The sequence below is a fragment of the Bowdeniella nasicola genome (assembly GCF_001907295.1).
In the GTDB taxonomy this organism is placed as follows: Bacteria; Actinomycetota; Actinomycetes; order Actinomycetales; family Actinomycetaceae; genus Bowdeniella; species Bowdeniella nasicola.
On record NZ_MQVR01000004.1, the window covers coordinates 1 to 15,500 of the forward strand.

A 15,500-nucleotide genomic window follows, 5' to 3' on the forward strand; every position below is an offset into this window, starting at 1 on the left:
CCTGGGCTTCCGGAACCTGACCCACTACATCGCCCGCAGCCTCCTCGAGGCCGGCGGATTCAAACCCCGACTACACCCTCGATTGTGAAGAGCCACTTAGGTCCCCCAAATGGTTTTCGCTAGCCGGCGTAGTTCGGATCGGTCACGCCGCTGGCGGCAAGGCTCCAGCCGGCGCCCGCGCGCACGTAGAGGTCACCGATTTCCGTTGCGACAACGATGGAGCGGTCCGAGTTGCCGGAGGCGATCTGGGTGGCGCCTGGGATCGGGGGCAGCGTGGTGCGTGGGCCGCCGAGCGTCGCGATCGTGACCGCGGGGTCGGAGGCGAGCTGGTCGCGCACGAGGATCGCGACGTCGGAGCCGCCAACCCAGTCGGCGTCGAGCACGCTGCCGGTGGGCAGGACGATGTCTTCGGGGCTCGCGAGGCCCGTCGGGGTGCCGTTCTCGTCGCGGATGACGGTGGCGACGCGCACGACGACGGTCGTGCCGACTCGCATGAGGATGAGGGCGCGGGCGCCGTCGGCCGAGATCCGGGCGCGCATGACTTCGGGACCGTCGAGCCAGGGCGCGTCGACCTGCTGGCTCTGTCCCGCATGTTGCGTCACGGTCAGCGAGCCGCGGGCTTGGCGCGGCCCGCTCCAGACCCAGCCGAGGCGGTCGACGCTCGGTGGGATGAGGTCGGGCCCTTCGATGAGGACCTCCGAGGGGCCTTGGCCGGCGGGGATGGTGCGGACGGAACCGGTGGCATCGAGGACGACGATCGGGCCCGCGCTGCCGTCGAATGGGGCCGACGGCGAGGCGAGCGGACCCTCGACGCCCGCGGGGTTCGGCACCGGCACGAGGTCACGGCCGTTCCAGCGCACGAGATTGCCGGCCGAGATCGCTAGCGGCTGGCTCGCGGGGTTGGGTGCCTCGATCACGGGCGCCGCGGCGACGGGGATCACTTGCGTGCCGTTGATGCGCAACTGCACCGATTGGACGGTGCCGCTGCCGGCGATGGTGCGCTGGATCTGGGTGTAGATCAGTTGGAGCTGATTAGCATCGGGCCGCTCCCCTGGCACGGTGAGGTCGACGGTGACGGCGTCGTTCGTCGTCGCGATATTGCCGTTGATGCGAGTGCCGTCGGGAACAGCGGTGCGCACACCCGGCTGCAGCCAGGAACTCGGGCCGGACAGGAGGGCCGCGAGCGCCCCAGAAACGAGGTGGGGCCGCGGGAACCAGCGGGCCTCGGGGACGAGGACTTCGGTGTCGGGCGTAATGAAGTAGAGGGGCACGCGGTCGAAGATCTGCTCGAAGCGCACGTCGGGGATCGCGATCCCGTTGGGCAGGGTCGCGATGCGCCACTGGCCGGCGGCGTTTTTGATGAGGGAGAACGTGCGCACGACCTCGACGGGCTGGCGGCGCACCGTGTAGCGGCCTCGGGAGTCGACCTCGGCGAGCGACATCGACGTGACGCGCACGCCGCCGGATTCGACTTCCTCGGGCGGGATGGGTTCGGCCGAGTCGATGACGTCGACGCCGGCGTACGGGTCCCACGACAGCGCCGCGGTTTCGGTGAGGTAGAGCTTCGCGGCGGCGAATTCGTCGGAGTAGCCGGCGGCGGAGGCGGCGAGGAAACCTTCGATGATCTCGCGGGGTTCGGCGTTGTTCGTCGGCCCCGAATACAGGACGTCGACCTCACTGCGTTCCGGCAGGCGCGGGTTTGAGGTGTAGACCGGGCCGGAATCGGGCAGCGCCGTGCAGCCCGCGAGCGCGAGGGCGGCGAGGGCGGCGAGGAGCCGACGGGAGCGTCTCATACTTTTTCCTCCAAGACGTGCAGCGCGAGCGGCGAGGGCCCCATGGGCTCTCCGCTGCGGCGCGGCAGGGTGAGGAGGAAGGCGGCGCCGACCTGTTCTTCGCCCCAGGCCTGCAGGTCACCGCCGTGCAGGCGCGCGTCTTCCAGCGAGATCGCAAGCCCGAGGCCGGAGCCGCCGATCGTGCGGGCGCGGGAGGTGTCAGCGCGCCAGAACCGGTCGAAGACGTGCGCGGCGGTGTCCTCGCTCATGCCGACGCCGTGGTCGAGGACGCGGATCGCGGCGGTCGTCTCGTCGGCGGCGAGCGAGATGTCGACGGGCGCGTTTTCCGAGTGTTCGATCGCGTTGATGACGAGGTTGCGCACGATCCGCTCGATGCGCCGCGGGTCGATATCGGCCGCGACGGGCCGCTCGGGCATGTTGGTGCGCAGCGTGACGCCACGGGCGCCAGCGAGTGGTGTCGCCATCTCGACGACGTTGGTGATGACGTGGCGTAGGTCGGTGTCTTCGAGGGACAGGACGGCGGCGCCGGCATCGAAGCGGGAGATCTCCAGCAGGTCGGACAGCATCGACTCGAAGCGGTCGAGCTGGTTATACAGCAACTCCGCGCTGCGTTTGGTCACGGGATCGAAGTCGGCGCGTGCGTCGTGCAGGACTTCGGCGGCCATGCGGATGGTCGTCAGCGGCGTGCGTAGCTCGTGGGAGACGTCGGAGACGAAGCGGCGCTGGACGCGGGAGAGTTCTTCGAGAGCGACGATCTGTTCTTGCAAGGAGGCCGCCATCATGTTGAACGAGGCCCCAAGGGTCGCGAGCTCGTCGCGACCCTTCACGTCCATGCGCTCATCTAGGACACCGGCCGCGATGCGTTCGGCCGTGAGCGCTGCCTGCCGTACGGGCTTGAGGATCTGGAACGTCGACGCCCAGGTGAGGACCGCGAGCACCGCGATGAGCGAGAAGGCGCCGATGTTCAAAATCCGCATGACGAGGTTGACGCTCTGCTGCTCGGCGGCGAGCGAATAGACGGTATAGAACTCATACGGCCCTGCCAACGGCAGCGTGATGCGTTGGCCGACGATAATCCCGGGCGAGCTGCCGTTCGCGGTCGGCACGCGCACGGACTGCCACAGCTGCGGCGCCGAGGAGTCGAGCTTCGTGCGGAGCTCATCGGTCACGAGGTCGACGAGTGAACGGTCGGTGACGTAATAGCCGGCCGTCGGGCTCTGCCCGGATTTCGGCAGCAGCATGACGCCGACGGTTTCGGTGCTGGTGAGGCGCTGTTCGTAGATGATGTCGTAGACGACGCGCTGGATCTGGGCGGTGGATTGCACGTTCGCGCTATCGACCGCGGCCTGCGCATGGTTCGCGCGCCACAGCGCATCGGAGAGCAATTGGTCGACGCGGTCGTTAAAGACGCCGTCGCGGATCGAGGTCGAGACGAACGCGCCCACGATCGCGAGCGCGATGGCGCCCGCCAGCACGATCGTCGTCGCCACCCGGACAGCGAGCGAGGCCCGCCAGCGTCGCGGCAGGGCGCTGAGGTGGCGCCGCAGTGACCCCCGCCAGCTCGGTATCGCGTCCATCACGACGCGGGATTACCCGCCCGATATCCGACGCCACGCACCGTGAGGATGATTTCGGGGCGCTCCGGGTCGCGTTCGACCTTGGCGCGCAGCCGCTGGACGTGAACGTTGACGAGGCGCGTGTCGGCCTGGTGGCGGTAGCCCCACACGTCCTGGAGCAGGACCTCGCGGGAGAACACCTGCCACGGTTTGCGCGCGAGCGCGACCAGCAGGTCGAATTCCAGCGGGGTGAGCGCGATGAGTTCGCCATCGCGCTTCACTTCGTGCGCGGAGACGTCGATTTCGAGGTCGCCGATCGACAGGCGCTCGGAGTCCTCATCGTCCTTCCGGCGGAGACGTGCGCGCACGCGGGCGACGAGTTCCTTCGGTTTAAACGGCTTCGGAATATAGTCGTCGGCGCCTGCCTCCAGACCGGTGACGATATCCGTCGTATCGGATTTGGCGGTCAGCATGACGATGGGAACCCCGGATTCTTCGCGAATGATGCGACAGATCTCGATGCCGCCCATCCCGGGGAGCATGAGGTCGAGCAGCACGAGGTCGGGCTCGGTTTCCCGGAATGCGCTCACGGCCTGCGCGCCGTCGGCGCAAAAGGTGGGCTCAAATCCCCCCGCCGACAGGACGATACCGATCATCTCTGCCAGGGCCGTATCATCATCAACCACGAGGATTTTGAACGTCATAACGCTATTGTCGCAAATTTGGTCCAGCGGCGTCGCGTGGATGCATCGGGGTAAAGCGCTGTGGCACGATAGGGAAACGAATAAGGAGGGGCCGTGACAACACCACCGCATGATGGCGGAAGCCGCGATGACAGCACCCAGTGGTCCTGGGATAACGTTCCGCAAGTCGAGCACGACTCCCCATCAACGCCCAATGAGGCCGGCTACGGCGAGCGGCGATTCTCGACCCCGAACCCCACCCCGTCCGGCCCGCCCCCGGCGGGCGGCTACGCCCCGATCCCGGTCGGCGGCAATTTCGGTGAAGTGCGCCCCGGCATTATTCCGCTGCGGCCGCTCAAGCTCGGAGAATTCTTCGACGGCGGATTCTCCGCGATCCGTTTCAACCCGGGCGTGATGCTCGGCGTGGCGGCGATTGTCATCTTCACGTCGCTGCTCATCGAACTACTGCTCTCCTTCACGGTTTTCCAGACGTTCGGCGATATCATCGCGGGCGCCCAGGCGAACAGCCCGGCGATCTCGGACCAGCAGGCCCTGACGTTCCTCTTGTCGGTGCTCGCCTCGAGCCTCGTGTCCTTTATTGCGTCGACGATCCTCACCGGTTTGCTGATCCAGTGCGTCACCCAGTCGATCCTCGGCCGCCGAGTCACCCTGTCGGATGTGTGGCAGCAGTCCAAGGGCCGCATCCTGCCGCTGTTCGGACTCACGCTAGTCATCACCACCATCGTCGTCGTCATGACGATCGTCATGATCCTCGTCTTTATCGCGTTCCTCCTTGGAATTGGCTCGTTCGTCCAGCCCGAATCAACCGGCTCCGTGATCGCCATGGTGCTCTTCGTCGCCGTCGGGGTCGTGGGCACCCTCGTCGCAGTGTTGTGGTTCTATGTCAAGACCGCGCTCGCGACCCCGGTGCTCATGGCAGAAAAGGCGGGCGTCTTCGCTTCGATCAAGCGGTCCTTTGCGCTCACGCGCGGCTACTTCTGGCGCATCGCTGGGATCCTTTTCCTCACGCTCCTGCTCATGAGCATCATGGTGGGCATCGTGTCCTCGCTGTTCGGCGGCATCATGAGCTTCGGCCTCGCGACATCCGGCGCGACCGATAATCCGGCCGACCTGTTCTCCTGGTCGTCGGTCATTTCCGCCGTCATCAATTCGCTACTCGAATTGATCTTCACCCCGTTCCTCGCCGCCGTCATCACGCTGGTCTACACCGACACTCGGATGCGTAAGGAAGGCCTCGACCTCCTGCTGCAGCGAGCCGCCGCCCAAAACTCGTAGGCCCACGCTCGATGCTCGTCTTTGAAATTCCCGTCAGCCCGGATGCCGAAGAGGCGCGTCGGGCTGCCCGCGAGGAGTTATCAAAGGCGATCTACAATCACCAGCCGGGAGTCATCTCGCGTGTCATGCGTTGGCTCTCGGATCGCCTTGCCGAGCTGTTCAATATCTCGCCGACATCGACCAGTCCGTGGCTCTCGGTCATCGTGCTCGGTCTGCTCATCGTTGCGCTGCTGATCTCGCTGGTCTTCTTCACGTGGATCCGCTCGAACCGGCGAGCCCTTGCCGATCGGGCCAAGTCGGCGACGCTCTTTGCCGACAATGCCGACAGCGCGACGCTGGCGGCGCGCGCCGCCCAGTTCGCGTCGGCCGGAAACTTCACCGAGGCGTTCCGCGAGCAGTTCCGCTTCCTCATTCGCTTCGCCGACGAACGCGCGCTCATCGCCGACCAGCCCGGGATGACCGCGCAGGAGGCGGCAACCGCGCTCGCCCAGCTCGATCACGACTATGCGACGTCGGTCCGCTCCCAGGCGGACCTGTTCGACGCGGCCAGCTACGGCGACCTCTTCCTCACCTCGCAGCACTACGAGGCCCTCATGAGCCTCATCAACCTGCTGCGCCCGCGACTCGCTGCGATGAGCCCCCTCGTCGACACTGGTGAGCCGAGCCCAGGCGGTAAGGGGCGGTCATGAGCGATCTCTTCGCCCCCGAATATGTCGGGATGACCGGAAGTAAACAGCGTCGAGCCTCGCGCACGGGCCGCATCATCACCGTGCTCTTCGCGCTCGGCGTGGTACTGCTTGTCATCTTTGCCGCGCTGCGTGAACAGGGCACGTCAGGCGAACTCAGCCCCGATGTCACGACCCCGACGGGTGCCCGCGCCCTCGCCGAGTTGCTGCGCGCCGAGGGCGTCCAGGTGGTGACGGCGACGCGGATCGCCGACGTGCAGGCCCAGGCCCGCCCGGGCACGACGATCTTCGTCGCCAAGACCGACAACCTGTCCGAATCGCAGCAGCAGATCATCCACGACCTCAACGCCGATGTCGTCCTCATCGGCAACCCGTACTCCGGGCTCGAGAAGACTGCGAGCGCGATCGACACCGCGCCCGAGGGCTCCGACGTTGCCGTCACTGCGCAGTGTTCCGACCCCGATGCGACGGCGGCCTCCCGCATCTCGGCCTTCCTCGGGTCGTTCACCTCGAATGACCCGTCGGTCACGCTGTGCTTCCCCGTCGAAGGGGGCGGCGCCTATGCCGTGTGGGATCACAGCGGCAACGCGCGCCGCGCGATTGCCGACGGCACGTTGCTGTCCAACGCGAAGCTCGGCGACGACGGGAACGCCGCGCTCGCGATGCGCGCGCTGGGCAAGAACCCGACGCTCGTGTGGTACCTGCCGACCTATGAGGACGCCAGCCAGACGATCGTTTACGCGCCCACGTGGTTCCGCTCCCTCATGTGGTTCGCGCTCTTCTTCACCCTCGCCGCGATCGCCTATTGGGCGCCGCGGTTCGGGCCGGTCGCAACCGAACGCCTGCCCGTCGTCGTACGCGGCGGCGAGATCGTGCGCGGGGTCGGGCGTCTGTACGCCTCCCGCCGCTCCAGCGCACACGCCGCCCAGTCCCTGCGCGAAGGTACGATCGCGCGCCTCTCGTCCCACCTCGGCCTGTCCCGCGACGCGGGCGAGGCCGCCACCATCGCCGCCCTGAGCGCGGCAACGAATCGATCCGCAGCCGACCTGCGGGCCCTGTTGTACGGCGATCCGCCCACCACGGGCAACGCCCTGCAGGAGCTCGCCACCGAACTCACCCGCCTGGAAAGTGAGGTCCACCTGTCATGAGTGACTACCCCGAGTTTGCGCCTGAGCAAAGCGAGCCCCCGACCGAGAACGCGCAAAGCGCGCCCGAGTCCTATGCGGCCCCGGCCGAGGCCCCGGCTCCGACGCCGCCGGCCTCCTCGCCGGCGCGCTCGCGCCTCGCCGCGGTCCGCACCGAGATCGGCAAGGCCGTCGTCGGCCAGGACAGTGCGATCACGGGCCTCGTCATCGCGATGCTCGCGCAGGGCCACGTCCTGCTCGAGGGCGTGCCCGGCGTCGCCAAGACGCTGCTCGTGCGCTCGCTCGCGGCCGCGCTGGATGTGAAGACGACGCGCGTCCAGTTCACTCCGGACCTCATGCCCGGTGACGTCACCGGATCGATGATCTACGACGCGCAGTCCTCGGCGTTCGAGTTCCGCGAGGGCCCGGTCTTCACGAACCTGCTGCTCGCCGACGAGATCAACCGCACCCCGCCGAAGACGCAGGCCTCGCTGCTCGAGGCGATGGAAGAGCGCCAGGTGTCCGTCGACGGGACGCCGCGCCCGCTGCCGGATCCGTTCATGGTCGTCGCGACCCAGAACCCGGTCGAATACGAGGGCACCTATCCCCTGCCCGAGGCGCAGCTCGACCGCTTCCTGCTCAAGCTCGTGCTCCCCGTCCCGCCGCGCGAGGACGAGATCGAGGTCATGCGCCGCCACGCGCACCAGTTCAATCCGCGCGACCTGCACGGCGCGGGCCTGCGCCCGGTCGCCTCGCCCGAGGATCTCGCCGCGGCGCGTGCCGAGGTCGCCCAGGTCGACGTCGATGAGGCCGTCCTCGGCTATGTCGTCGACATCGTGCGCGCGACCCGCGTCTCCCCCTCGCTCAAGCTCGGCGTCTCCCCGCGTGGCGCGACCGCGCTGCTCACGGCCTCGCGCGCCTGGGCGTGGCTGTCGGGCCGCAACTTCGTCACCCCCGACGACGTCAAGGCCCTCGCGCTGCCGACGCTGCGTCACCGTGTCTCGCTGCGGCCGGAGGCAGAACTTGAAGGCATCACGGCCCAGCAGGTGATCTCCTCCGTCCTGTCGAACGTGACGGTCCCGCGCTAACCATGGCGATCTCAGCTCGGGCACTCGCGCTCGCGGGGGCCGGAATCATCCCCGTGGCGTTGCGCCCTGCCGCCTCCACTGTGCTGTGGTGGGCGCTCGCGTGCCTCGTTGTCGTCGGGATCGATTTCTTCCTCGCCCCGCGCCCGGCCACGCTGACGATCACCCGCCAGGTCCAGCCCTCGACGGTGCGCCTGGGCGGGGCGGCGAGCACGACGCTCGCCGTGTTCAACACCGGATCGCGCCCGGTGCGCGTCGCCGTGCGCGACGTGTGGCAGCCGACCGCCCGCATCGAGCCCGAGACTTCCGTCCTGTCGATCCCGCCCGGCGAGCGGCGCCGCACGCTCGGCGAGCTGAGCCCCGTGCGCCGCGGCAAGCGCCGCGCCCAGGCCGTCGCGCTGCGCGTGGCCGGCCCGCTGCGCCTCGCCTACCGCACCCAGACGCGCCAGGTCGAAGGCTCGCTGCTCGTCCTGCCGCCGTTCCACGCGCGCCAGCACCTACCCTCGCGGCTCGCGCGCCTGCGCGAGATGGACGGCCAGTCCTCGGTGAACATCCGCGGCCAGGGCACGGAGTTTGACTCGCTGCGCGAATACGTCGTCGGCGATGATGTGCGTGCCATCGACTGGCGCGCGACCGCCCGCGCCCAGGACGTCATGGTGCGCACCTGGCGGCCCGAGCGTGACCGCCGCGTCGTCGTCATCATCGATACCGGCCGCCTCGCCGCCGTGCGCCTCGGTAACGAGATGCGCCTCGATGCGTCGATCGAAGCGACGCTCCTGCTCGCGGCCCTGTCCGCCCACGCCGGGGACCGGATCGACGTCCTCGCGCTCGATACGCAGGTGCGCGCGCATGTGCGGTCGAATTCGGCGACGACGATCATGCATCAGCTCGCCGTCGCGCTCGCAGACGTGGAGCCGAACCTTGGGGAGACCGACTGGTCGCTCGCGGCCGCCCTCGTGCGCCGCACCGTCAGCCAGCGCAGCCTCGTCGTCGTGGTCACGGCCCTCGATGCCGCGGTCATTTCCGGCGCGATGCGCCAGGCAATCGGCGCGCTTGCGACCCAGCACACCGTCGTCGTCGCGGGAGCCGTCGATACCGAACTCGCCGAGCTCGCCGCGGACCGCGAGGAGCTCTCCCAGGTCTATATCGCGGCCGCCGCCGAGCGCTCGCTGCTCAGCGGCCAGGAGGCCATCGCCTCGCTCTCGCGCGCCGGCGCCTTCGTCGTCCAGGCGCCCGCATCCGAGTTGCCGCCGCGCCTGGCGGACATGTACCTGCAGCTGAAAGCCACCGGCAAGCTCTAGCGAGCGCGCTCGTCGTAGATCCGCAACGCCGCGATGAACTCCTGGTAGAGCTCGTCGCGGTCGAGCAGCTCGTGGTGGGTGCCCGCATCCCGGATCCGCCCGGCCTCAAACACGACGATCTGGTCGGCATCGAGCACGGTCGACAGCCGGTGGGCGATCGTCACGACGACGCCCGACTTCGAGGCCTTCGCGATAACGTCCTGGATCGCGGCTTCGGTCGTGCCATCGAGTTGGGCGGTCGCCTCGTCGAGCAGCAGGATGTCGGGCTGGCGGACGAGGACGCGCGCGATCGCGAGGCGCTGGCGCTCTCCCCCGGACAGCCGCGTCTCGGACACGTCCGCGTCGAACCCACCATCGAGGCTGCGGATCTTGTCGTCCAGCCGAACCGCGGCCAGGGCCTGCCAGGCTTCCTCGTCGCTCGGGTCATCGGCGATGCGGAACAGCACGTTATCGCGCACGGTTCCGGGGATAACGGGCGTTTCCTGCTCGACGTAGGCGATCCGCGAGCGCACGTCGGCGATCGCGAGGTGATCGTAGGGGACGCCGTCGAGCTCGAGGGTGCCGGAGGCCGGCTCGATGAACCGCAAGATCAGCGAGAAGATGGTCGTCTTTCCGGCTCCCGAGGGCCCGACGAGCGCGACGTGTCCGGTGCGCGGAATCTCGAGCGTGACCCCGGCAAGGGCAGGGTTCGTCGCGTCGTGATAGCGCGCGGTCACGTCGCGCAGCGCCAGCACCGGGGCCGCGCTCGGCTCCCCGCGCGGCGCGGGCGCCGCTCCCGCGGGCACGGCGGTGGTGTTTTCTTCTTGGAGGTGTTCGGTCTCCCGGATCCGCGCGGCCGCGGCGAGGCCGGACTGGACGGAGGAGACGGCCCCGGCCAGCAGGCTGATCGGCTCGACGATGTTGAAGGCGTACAGCAGGAACGCCACGAGCGTTGACACGTCCAGCCCGCCGGTCGCGACGCGGCCGGCGCCGATGGCCAGGATAATGATCGTCGCGAGCTGCACGCCGCTGACCGCAACCGTGCCCACCAGCGCGACGTACCAAACCGAGCGGATCGAGTGGCGGGTGGATTCTTCGGCCTTCGCGTTCACGCGGGCGATCTCGCGGCTTTCCGCCTGGCTCGATTTCACCGTCCGCAGGGCACGAAAACTCCCTTCGAGCATTGCGCCGAGCTCCCCCATTTCGTCCTGGGAGCGCTTATCGGCCTGCCCGATCTTTGGTACGAGGATGACGAACGCTAAAACGATGACGAGCAGTGAGAGCAGTGTCGTCACGAGCAGTGGCAGGTCGAGGACCGCCATGAGGATGATGGTGCCGACGATCGAGATGACGCCGTTGATGAGCTCGACGATGCTCGTCGTCGTTGCCTCGCGCAACAGCGACGTATCGCTCGTGACGCGCGTGATGAGCTCGCCGGATCGGAATCGCTGGACCGGTTCGAGCTTGGCTCGCAAGAACCGGCGAATCAGGCTGCGGCGGGCGTCGAGCACGATCGTCTCCGCGAGCCGACCCATGAGAACGCTTTGTGACAGGTTCGCGACCGACCCGACGACGAGCAGGATCACGAGTGCCGTCACCGGCCAGGTGAGGTCGAGCGAGATCGCAAGGGAGTCGAGGACCCACTTCACGACGAGCGGCGTCGCGAGCGTGATCCCCGTCGCGGCGAGCCCGAGCACGAGGCCCGCGACGAGCGTTTTTCGGTGCGGGCGGACATAGGACCACAGCAGCGGGATCCCGCCGCGCAGCGGCACCCGCGGCTCGCTTTCGGTGTCTTCAGCCTCGCTGCCGGGGTCGGAGTCGCGCATGAAAGGACAGCCTACTGGAATACGCGGCTGATGGACGCGGCCAGGTTGGAAAGCTGGACCCATGTCATATACCGATGAACGGGACGCAGGAGCCACGACGCCCGACGCCGGGATACTGCGGTGTTGCGGATCCACGCGCCTGCGATGACAAGCTGCGTTCCCCCGGCGGCCGGGGCAATCGTGATACGAATGGCCCGCTCGTTAGACGAGGGCATCTCGGGCCAGGAATATCGCCATTCGAGGAGGTATGGCTCCTCGCATCGTGTCACTTCCACCCGGATCTTTTGCCGTTCCGGCGCAATGCGAAGAGGTTTGCCGTCCGGATGGTTGAGCGGCGCATATGCGGTCCAAGACGACCCTTTTCTCACACTTTCGGGGACATCATCAACCGATCCGATCCCGGGTTCCCACTCGGCCATCCTCGTCGGATCGGAGAGCAGTTGCCACACCTTTGTAAGAGGTGCGGGGATGAAGGCGTCGACGGAACGGCTCACGATCGCCGAATCGAATTCCGCAGTCTCACGAGGGGCGACGTACTCGACTTCTGCCAGACGAACACGTATCGCGTCTGGCGTGACCCCGAGACGCTGCAAGATCGCCTGAATCAGGCCACTTGGCTCCACCAGCAGTTCGCGGAGCACGTCGGTGGTGTTGCCCCGCGTGCCTCACCTTTGCCTGCCCGCTTGATCACCTCGAGGGCACCAGGCGACCATTCGTATCCGCTGGTTTTATGGATCGTCACCGGGCCCGGAGCAGGCATCTGAGTGTGAATCCCGAGCAATGAAAGCTGGTCAGCATGCTGCGCATCCACGGCTGCGCGTGCCAGCTCCAAAGTGATCCCGAAGCTGCGCAGGGTCTGGCCCGCGGCCTGGCCGTTGAGAACGAGCGCTAAGAAGAGATGCTCGACTCCTACGGCATGCTCTCCGCGTCGAGAGGCTTCCTCTATCGCGGCAAGGGAAAGGGTATGAACAGCCGCGAGTGCGGTGGTGTTCTTGGTCATCGGTTCCTCCTAGGGACAGGAATCGACGGGTCGATTCTCTTGGCGTATTTCCGGTGCACGACCTGACGGGAGACCCCGAGAGCTGCGGCGATCTCTTGCCAACTCATTCCAGCGCGAAGCGCTGCCTCGACTTGTGAAAGCTCGAGTCGTTCCGTGAGCGAGCGCAACGACGCAATAGCGCGGAGACCGGCTCTGGGATCGCTGTGATCAGATGCGATATCTACTACCTGTCACGACAACATAGCGTCAACATATGTTGCTAAGGAGGCCTGTGTCAACCGATGTTGCTAAGGATGCAATGAAGCTACTAGCGCAACGTGCCTTCGAGTTGTCGGTAGCCTGCGTCGTCTTGGGAAAGGTCGCCGTCGAGTCCGAGGCGCGCGGCGCGGCCGCCGACGATGAGCGTGTAGAGCCAGTACCCCGCGAGCGCAATCGCGCCGATCGCGATCTTGGCCGCGGTCGGCAGCTCGCTGCCGGTGACGAAGCCTTCGATGATGCCGGAAACGCCGAGGACGAACACGAGTCCGATCGCGACGATCGCGAGCGTGCGCCCGTCTTCGGCGAGCGCGCGCGTGCGGCTGCGATGCCCGGGCGAGACCCACGCCCAAAACAGCCGGAAGCCGGCGCCCGCGGCGATGAAGATCGCGGTGAGCTCGAGCAGGCCGTGCGGCAGGATCGAGTAGAAGAAGACGTCGAGGTGATCGTGCAGCGCCAAGACGGCGCCCGCCTGACCGACGGCGACCGCGTTGTTGTACAGGATGTAGGCCGGCAGCGCGCCGCTGATCCCGGAGCCGACCATGATCGCAGCGATCCACGCATTATTCGACCACACCTGAGCGGCGAAATCGGGGGCCGGATAGTTCGTGTAGTACGCGACGAAGGCCTCTTCGGCGTACTGCTTCAGTTGCGAGGGCGTCCCCACGGCCGACTGCATCGCGGGCGATTGATAAAACGCCCAGCCGTAGGCGATCCCGATCGCGATGAACAACACCATCGCACCCACGGTGTGCCAGCGGACGCGGTAGAACGCGAGCGGGAGCGTGATCGTGAAGAATTTCGCGATGCCGGGCAGCGAAAAGTTTTCCGTCTCGGTCAGTCGCGCGCGGGCGCGAGCGACCGTGATGGACAGCCGAGACACGAGCGACGGGTCGGGCGCGGAAGTGCGGATGACCGATAGGTCGCGCGACGTCGAATGGTAGAGCGTCCCGAGCTCGTCGATCTCCTCGCCGCTTAAGGCACGGCGCGCGGCGAGCTCATCGAGGCGTTTCCACTTGTTCGCGTGAAAGGCGCTGTATGCATCGGTGTCCACCCCTGTAATGTGCCATATATGACCACCGCAGTCTCCTCTTCAGCGCCGCTAGGCAATGAATCGATCATCACTGGCGAGGCCATCGAACTTGAGGTTCGGCCCGCGTCAGGGCCGCTGCGCGCGCTCGCGGGAATCATCGATGCCGGGCTGTGGGTCGCGACGGGGATCTTCGCAATGCTCATGTATACGCGCTTCGGGCCCGTGCTCAATCCCGCTCAGGCCCAAACGCTGCTCATCCTCGGGATCGCGGCTCTCACGTTCGGGATCCCGTTCCTGATCGAGTGGCTGACCGGTGGTAGGTCGCTCGGCAAGACCGTCGTCGGCATCCGGGTATTGCGCGAAGACGGCGGGCCGGTGCGTCTGCGCCACGTGTTCGTGCGGGCCCTCGTCGGCGTGGTCGAAAACTGGGCGACGTTCGGGGCGCTCGCCACCGTTGTTTCGCTGGCCAATGCGCGCGGCCGCCGGCTCGGTGATCTGCTCGCGGGAACGTACTGCGTGCGGATGCGCGACGTCGAATCCGATCCGTACCCGCTCGTGCTGCCGCCCGAGCTCACGGAATGGGTTCGCACGGCCGATATTGCGCCGATTCCCTCAAACCTGTCGAACCGGGCCCGCATTTTCCTCACGCGCTCGGCGACGATGAGCCCGCAGGCGCGCCAGACGCACGCCGAATCGCTCGCGGCCGAGCTCGAGGGCTTTGTCTCTCCCCCGTCGCCGGCCGGCACGCATCCCGAACGGTTTATGGCCGCGGTGCTCGTGCGGCGGCGCAATGAGGAGTACCTCTCGCTGCTGCGCCATCGCGAGGCTGTTCGGTAACGATCGCCTCGTCCGCGAGCAGGACGGGGATCCCGTCGCGGATCGGATAGCGATATTCGGGGCGCACGCCGCGCGTGACAAAGCAGCCGCCGCCCTGTTCGCTGTAGTGCAGTTTTTCGCCCGTCACGGGGCAGATCAGGGCCTCGCTTACCCAGGCCGGCAGGTCAGTCATCGAGGTCTCCTTCGTTTGAAATGACCCGCAGCTGCGGGCGTCCCGCCGGCGCCTGCGTGATATCGCGCGCCGGGGAACGCTCCGCCGGCGGCACATAGGGCTTCGGACGCTTGGACGCCTCCAGGACCGCGTCGGCGAGCGCCGTCAGATCATCGCTGGAGGGCTCCGCGACCTGGTAGTTCACCTGCAACCGCACAACGTCCCAGCCGCGCGGGGCCGTGAGAGATTGGGCGTGCTCCTCGCACAGGTCATAGGCGTGCGGCTCCGCCTTCACCGACAGCGGACCGACGATCATCGAGGAGTCCTCGTACACGTACGTCAGGGTCGCGACGGCGCTGCGCGAGCAGCCAGGACGGATGCAGGGACGGACGGGTTTCACCCTTCGATGGTACCCGCTTTCGCCTAGGCTATAGAGCGTGCCCTTTCTCCCTTCGATCCCCACCCGCCGCTCCGGACGCCGCCGCGATCGGCACGGTCGCGGCATCCGCGGTCCATTGATTCCGCCGGCGCTGCCGGGCTGGCGCACGCGGCGGGAAATCTTCGACGATATCGTCAGCGATAACGTGCGCGATCTCGTGCGCGAGAACCCGAAGCTACGCAATGTCGAGTTCGCTGTCGAGGAGGTTCCGCCGTCGAATCCGTCGCGGTTCGAGGCGCACGGCATCACCCTGGCGCGCACGTTTGCGGCCGACCGCACCCACGGGCTGCGCTACCGCGTCGTGCTCTACCGCCTGCCGATCGCGACGCGCTGCACGAGCGATAAGGAGATCGACGAGCTCACGCATTACGTCCTAATCGAACAGTGCGCCGACATCCTCGGCGTCGCCGTCACTGATCTCGATCCGGACTTCCCCCTGTAGGGCGCGCCCCGGTG

Annotated in this window: 17 protein-coding genes; 7 read left to right on the forward strand and 10 right to left on the reverse strand. The window is 67.3% G+C overall.

The window, feature by feature from the left end; translation table 11 throughout:
* Nucleotides 1-119: 119 nt before the first annotated feature.
* Genes BSZ39_RS01235 through mtrA form a run of 3 tightly spaced genes read right to left on the reverse strand, consistent with a single transcriptional unit; the run spans nucleotide 120 to nucleotide 4,053 of the window.
* The gene (locus BSZ39_RS01235; RefSeq protein ID WP_073715586.1) at nucleotides 120-1,793 is read right to left on the reverse strand and encodes an LpqB family beta-propeller domain-containing protein; all 1,674 of its coding nucleotides are present in this window, start codon (nucleotides 1,791-1,793) and stop codon (nucleotides 120-122) included.
* Nucleotides 1,790-3,370 (reverse strand): MtrAB system histidine kinase MtrB, encoded by a 1,581-nt coding sequence (gene mtrB, locus BSZ39_RS01240; RefSeq protein ID WP_083602839.1) that lies wholly within the window; start codon nucleotides 3,368-3,370, stop codon nucleotides 1,790-1,792. Before mtrB ends, BSZ39_RS01235 begins: the two co-directional genes overlap by 4 nt.
* The gene (gene mtrA / locus BSZ39_RS01245; protein WP_073715588.1) at nucleotides 3,370-4,053 is read right to left on the reverse strand and encodes an MtrAB system response regulator MtrA; all 684 of its coding nucleotides are present in this window, start codon (nucleotides 4,051-4,053) and stop codon (nucleotides 3,370-3,372) included. The genes mtrB and mtrA overlap by 1 nt, the downstream gene beginning before the upstream one ends.
* A gap of 93 nt (nucleotides 4,054-4,146) precedes the next feature.
* Between mtrA and BSZ39_RS01250 the strand changes: the two genes are divergently transcribed.
* Genes BSZ39_RS01250 through BSZ39_RS01270 form a run of 5 tightly spaced genes read left to right on the forward strand, consistent with a single transcriptional unit; the run spans nucleotide 4,147 to nucleotide 9,524 of the window.
* Nucleotides 4,147-5,328, forward strand: a complete 1,182-nt coding sequence (locus BSZ39_RS01250) for a DUF7847 domain-containing protein (RefSeq protein ID WP_073715589.1) — start codon at nucleotides 4,147-4,149, stop codon at nucleotides 5,326-5,328.
* Between the two features lie 11 nt (nucleotides 5,329-5,339).
* Nucleotides 5,340-6,017, forward strand: a complete 678-nt coding sequence (locus BSZ39_RS01255; RefSeq protein WP_073715590.1) for a DUF4129 domain-containing protein — start codon at nucleotides 5,340-5,342, stop codon at nucleotides 6,015-6,017.
* On the forward strand, nucleotides 6,014-7,162 hold the full coding sequence (locus BSZ39_RS01260; RefSeq protein ID WP_073715591.1) for a DUF4350 domain-containing protein: 1,149 nt from the start codon (nucleotides 6,014-6,016) through the stop codon (nucleotides 7,160-7,162). Before BSZ39_RS01255 ends, BSZ39_RS01260 begins: the two co-directional genes overlap by 4 nt.
* A complete protein-coding gene (locus BSZ39_RS01265; RefSeq protein WP_073715592.1) occupies nucleotides 7,159-8,226 on the forward strand; it encodes an AAA family ATPase in 1,068 nt (355 codons plus the stop codon). Before BSZ39_RS01260 ends, BSZ39_RS01265 begins: the two co-directional genes overlap by 4 nt.
* 2 nt (nucleotides 8,227-8,228) lie before the next feature.
* Nucleotides 8,229-9,524: a DUF58 domain-containing protein gene (locus tag BSZ39_RS01270; protein ID WP_073715593.1), complete on the forward strand. Its 1,296-nt coding sequence runs from the start codon at nucleotides 8,229-8,231 to the stop codon at nucleotides 9,522-9,524.
* On the opposite strand, the gene BSZ39_RS01275 is transcribed toward BSZ39_RS01270, so the two are convergent.
* The 5 genes from BSZ39_RS01275 to BSZ39_RS01295 all read right to left on the reverse strand — a co-directional run bounded on the left by BSZ39_RS01275 (nucleotide 9,521) and on the right by BSZ39_RS01295 (nucleotide 13,638).
* Entirely contained in the window at nucleotides 9,521-11,329 is a 1,809-nt protein-coding gene (locus BSZ39_RS01275) for an ABC transporter ATP-binding protein (protein WP_083602840.1), read from the reverse strand. The genes BSZ39_RS01270 and BSZ39_RS01275 overlap by 4 nt on opposite strands.
* An 11-nt stretch (nucleotides 11,330-11,340) precedes the next feature.
* Entirely contained in the window at nucleotides 11,341-11,970 is a 630-nt protein-coding gene (locus BSZ39_RS01280) for an SRPBCC family protein (protein ID WP_073715594.1), read from the reverse strand.
* Complete coding sequence (locus BSZ39_RS01285) at nucleotides 11,934-12,329, reverse strand: Clp protease N-terminal domain-containing protein (protein ID WP_073715595.1); 396 nt, start codon at nucleotides 12,327-12,329, stop codon at nucleotides 11,934-11,936. Before BSZ39_RS01285 ends, BSZ39_RS01280 begins: the two co-directional genes overlap by 37 nt.
* On the reverse strand, nucleotides 12,326-12,496 hold the full coding sequence (locus BSZ39_RS14890; protein WP_425425661.1) for a helix-turn-helix domain-containing protein: 171 nt from the start codon (nucleotides 12,494-12,496) through the stop codon (nucleotides 12,326-12,328). Before BSZ39_RS14890 ends, BSZ39_RS01285 begins: the two co-directional genes overlap by 4 nt.
* A gap of 140 nt (nucleotides 12,497-12,636) precedes the next feature.
* The gene (locus BSZ39_RS01295) at nucleotides 12,637-13,638 is read right to left on the reverse strand and encodes a stage II sporulation protein M (protein ID WP_073715596.1); all 1,002 of its coding nucleotides are present in this window, start codon (nucleotides 13,636-13,638) and stop codon (nucleotides 12,637-12,639) included.
* A gap of 18 nt (nucleotides 13,639-13,656) precedes the next feature.
* Between BSZ39_RS01295 and BSZ39_RS01300 the strand changes: the two genes are divergently transcribed.
* Nucleotides 13,657-14,454, forward strand: a complete 798-nt coding sequence (locus tag BSZ39_RS01300; RefSeq protein ID WP_073715597.1) for an RDD family protein — start codon at nucleotides 13,657-13,659, stop codon at nucleotides 14,452-14,454.
* Here BSZ39_RS01300 and BSZ39_RS13345 read toward each other — a convergent pair.
* Nucleotides 14,378-14,626, reverse strand: a complete 249-nt coding sequence (locus BSZ39_RS13345) for a Trm112 family protein (RefSeq protein ID WP_143180313.1) — start codon at nucleotides 14,624-14,626, stop codon at nucleotides 14,378-14,380. The genes BSZ39_RS01300 and BSZ39_RS13345 overlap by 77 nt on opposite strands.
* A complete protein-coding gene (locus BSZ39_RS01305) occupies nucleotides 14,619-15,005 on the reverse strand; it encodes a DUF3499 domain-containing protein (protein ID WP_073715598.1) in 387 nt (128 codons plus the stop codon). Before BSZ39_RS01305 ends, BSZ39_RS13345 begins: the two co-directional genes overlap by 8 nt.
* A gap of 37 nt (nucleotides 15,006-15,042) precedes the next feature.
* Between BSZ39_RS01305 and BSZ39_RS01310 the strand changes: the two genes are divergently transcribed.
* Nucleotides 15,043-15,486 (forward strand): metallopeptidase family protein, encoded by a 444-nt coding sequence (locus tag BSZ39_RS01310; RefSeq protein ID WP_073715599.1) that lies wholly within the window; start codon nucleotides 15,043-15,045, stop codon nucleotides 15,484-15,486.
* Nucleotides 15,487-15,500 lie beyond the last annotated feature (14 nt).